General features: G+C 43.0%; 1 protein-coding gene. It reads right to left on the minus strand.

Annotation, left to right across the window (positions count from 1 at the left end):
• Positions 1-64: 64 nt before the first annotated feature.
• On the minus strand, positions 65-925 hold the full coding sequence (locus A3763_RS01610) for an HDOD domain-containing protein (RefSeq protein ID WP_068553621.1): 861 nt from the start codon (positions 923-925) through the stop codon (positions 65-67).
• Positions 926-1,210: the final 285 nt, after the last annotated feature.

Here is a 1,210-nt window from a genome sequence, read left to right on the forward strand (position 1 = left end):
GCTGCCTGTACCGCTGCTTTTTGCCCTGCAGGACCACTACCAATAATCACTACATCAACTTGTCTCATGAACGAATTGCCTCCAGACCACTCTTCACGATGTCGTGTCTTTCCTTCAAAAGCTCCAATTCATCTTCATATAAATTCAGATCTGCAAATACGGTATCTTGCAAAGCTGTATCTATCGCAGCTTCTTCACCCGATAACATTGCTTGAGCTAACTTAGCAGCACCATTAGTCACCATCGCTTGGTCACGATTGCTTTGGGCATTTTGATAGTCAGCATAGTAATGAACAGATTCCTGAACGATTGCGGGCATTTTCCATTTTCTGACCACGACTTCGCCATATTTCACATGATAAGCAGATTCGATTACCCCTACTTCATCTAATGAAATAGATACGTCATGCCATTCCGAGTAGTCAAAGATGGTCTGAAGGATAACCGGTTTGCCAATGCTATGAAGCAAACCGCATAGAAAGGCGGCTTCGACATTTTTCTTGGCAACTCGCGCAACCTCTTTTCCCCAAAAGGCTGTACATAAAGCATGGTCCCATATTTCATTAATACGGTTTTCGTATGTGGGCGCTTTAAATATTTTCGTATTAAGAGAAGCTGCCAAAGCAATTTCTGTAATCAGAGACAGACCGAGCCTTGCCACAGCTTGTTGCAGAGAAACCATTGAGGCGTTGGGTGTATATGCGGCTGAATTAGCAATGCGCATCACATGGCCAGCCAAGGCCTGGTCACTTTGTATGAGTTTGGCCAACTGTGCGGCATCAGAATCTGGATCATTCGATAAAGCTAAAACCTGGTTTGCCACATCCGGCAGCATCGGCACTTCGATTTTGTTATCGCTTAGATTATCAATATATTTCGCAATAGCTTGCGCTTTTGGGCTTAAATCTGAAATCGGGCTGCTCACACAACTACTCCACTGATTATTGTTTTTATTTAGTGTAGACCAGCGTTGGTGGGATAGCAGGGATATTGGGAAATAACGAAGGATGTAACAGCTTTGTGTAATTAGTGAACAATTGCAATAGCTGAGCCTAATTCCTTGAGATTATAACTAGCTCGCCTATTATACGCGCTCATTCAAACAACCGTTTCAATTCCAGGAGCTCTATGAAGAAGTTTAGTATCTTGTCGTTGCTACTTTCTTTGCCCATTATTCTACCCTTCAGCTTGGCTTTATCTTTTTCAGCCT

The sequence above is a fragment of the Oleiphilus sp. HI0128 genome, from assembly GCF_001635365.1.